This is a genomic window from Thermostichus sp. MS-CIW-41 (assembly GCF_054058915.1).
In genome coordinates, this window is record NZ_JBSSBO010000088.1 from 1 (window position 1) to 2,680 (window position 2,680).

Here is a 2,680-nt window from a genome sequence, read left to right on the forward strand (position 1 = left end):
GGCGGGCTAGGGGAAGCAGCTGGAATGCTGCACCAGAGAAGGTGAAAGTCCTGTAGCCGAAAGCTCAAAGGCGCCGGCCGGATCCCGAGTAGCACGGGGCAGGGGAAATCCCGTGTGAATCGGCGAGAACCATCTCGTAAGGCTAAATACTCCTGCGTGACCGATAGCGAACCAGTACCGTGAGGGAAAGGTGAAAAGAACCCCGGGAGGGGAGTGAAACAGAACATGAAACCGTGTGCCTACAAGCAGTGGGAGCCCGATTGAACGGGTGACCGCGTGCCTGTTGAAGAATGAGCCAGCGAGTTACAGCGTGGGGCAGGTTAAGGCGGGAATGCCGGAGCCAAAGGGAAACCGAGTCTGAAGAGGGCGAGAGTCCCATGCTGTAGACCCGAACCTGGGTGATCTAACCATGGCCAGGCTGAAGCTTGGGTAAAGCCAAGTGGAGGGCCGAACCGGTTGATGTTGAAAAATCATCGGATGAGCTGTGGTTAGGGGTGAAATGCCAATCGAACCCGGAGCTAGCTGGTTCTCCCCGAAATGCGTTGAGGCGCAGCGTCGACAGGTACCTGGTGGGGTAGAGCACTGAATCGGTGCGGGCGGCGAGAGCTGTACCAAATCGAACCAAACTGCGAATACGCCAGGGTTAGTCGGCAGTGAGACGGTGGGGGATAAGCTCCATCGTCGAGAGGGAAACAGCCCAGACCACCAACTAAGGCCCCCAAGCCATCGCTCAGTGATTAAGGAGGTGGGGGTGCCCAGACAACCAGGAGGTTGGCTTAGAAGCAGCCACCCTTTAAACAGTGCGTAACAGCTGACTGGTCAAGCGCCCTTGCGCCGAAAATGGACGGGGCTAAGCGATGCGCCGAAGTTGTGGATGGTGATGGTAGGGGAGCGTTCCGCAGTAGGGTGAAGCGTCAGCGGAAGCAGACGTGGACGAGGCGGAAGTGAGAATGTTGGCTTGAGTAGCGCAAACATTGGTGAGAATCCAATGCCCCGAAAACCCAAGGGTTCCCCCGGAAGGCTCGTCCGCGGGGGGTTAGTCGGGACCTAAGGCGAGGCCGACAGGCGTAGTCGATGGAGACAGGGTGGATATTCCCTGACTGACAACTGGAGCTGAAGAGGGACGCACAAGAGCAGGCCACACCCTGACTGGATTGGGAGGGGTCTACGGACTCCGCGTGGCTGAGGGTAGTGCCAAGAAAAGCTCGTAGGCGATGAAAGTTGTCACCCGTACCCGAAACCGACACAGGTGGGTGGGTAGAGGATACCTAGGGGCGCGAGAGAACCCTCTCTAAGGAACTCGGCAAAATGACCCCGTAACTTCGGGAGAAGGGGTGCCAGTGCAAGCTGGTCGCAGTGAAAGGGCCCAGGCAACTGTTTACCAAAAACACAGGTCTCTGCTAAGTCGCAAGACGACGTATAGGGGCTGACGCCTGCCCAGTGCCGGAAGGTTAAGGAAGTCGGTTAGCGCAAGCGAAGCTGGCGACCGAAGCCCCGGTGAACGGCGGCCGTAACTATAACGGTCCTAAGGTAGCGAAATTCCTTGTCGGGTAAGTTCCGACCCGCACGAAAGGCGTAATGATCTGGGCGCTGTCTCGGAGAGGGACTCGGCGAAATAGACTTGTCTGTGAAGATGCGGACTACCTGCACCTGGACAGAAAGACCCTATGAAGCTTTACTGTAGCCTGGAATTGGGTTCGGGCTTTGCTTGCGCAGGATAGGTGGGAGACGGAGAACCAATCCTTGCGGGGGTTGGGGAGTCGCCGGTGAGATACCACTCTGGCAGAGCTAGAATTCTAACTTTCCGCCCGGCAGCGGGGGAAAAGACAGTTTCAGGTGGGCAGTTTGACTGGGGCGGTCGCCTCCTAAAAGGTAACGGAGGCGTGCAAAGGTTCCCTCAGGCTGGTTGGAAATCAGCCGTAGAGTGCAAAGGCAGAAGGGAGCTTGACTGCAAGACCTACAAGTCGCGCAGGGACGAAAGTCGGCCTTAGTGATCCGACGGCGCTGAGTGGAAGGGCCGTCGCTCAACGGATAAAAGTTACTCTAGGGATAACAGGCTGATCTCCCCCAAGAGTTCACATCGACGGGGAGGTTTGGCACCTCGATGTCGGCTCATCGCAACCTGGGGCGGTAGTACGTCCCAAGGGTTGGGCTGTTCGCCCATTAAAGCGGTACGTGAGCTGGGTTCAGAACGTCGTGAGACAGTTCGGTCCATATCCGGTGCAGGCGCAAGAGGATTGAGAGGAGCTCTCCCTAGTACGAGAGGACCGGGAGGGACGCACCGCTGGTGTACCAGTTATCGTGCCAACGGTAGACGCTGGGTAGCCATGTGCGGAGAGGATAACCGCTGAAAGCATCTAAGTGGGAAGCCCACCTCAAGATGAGTCCTCTGTGAAGGTCCCGGGAAGACGACCCGGCAATAGGCTCTAGGTGGAAGTGCAGCAATGCATGCAGCCGAGGGGTCCTAATAGACCGTCCGCTTGACCTGATTCACCGGTTGTTCTACCGCTTGGCTATGCAGCTTTCAGGGTGGCTAGTATTGTCCTGGTGCCTATGGCGATGTGGAACCACGCCGACCCATCCCGAACTCGGACGTGAAACGCATCAGCGGCGAACCTACTGGCAGGGCGACCTGCTGGCAACCTAGCTCGGTGCCAGGCCCACCACCCTAACCCAATCA

General features: G+C 57.8%; 2 rRNA genes. Both read left to right on the forward strand.

The features are described from left to right. Positions 1-2,488: ribosomal RNA gene (locus ACVWXE_RS14295) — 23S ribosomal RNA — on the forward strand; the annotation flags it as partial. Positions 2,489-2,543: 55 nt separating this feature from the next. Next, positions 2,544-2,660: ribosomal RNA gene (gene rrf / locus ACVWXE_RS14300) — 5S ribosomal RNA — on the forward strand. Positions 2,661-2,680: the final 20 nt, after the last annotated feature.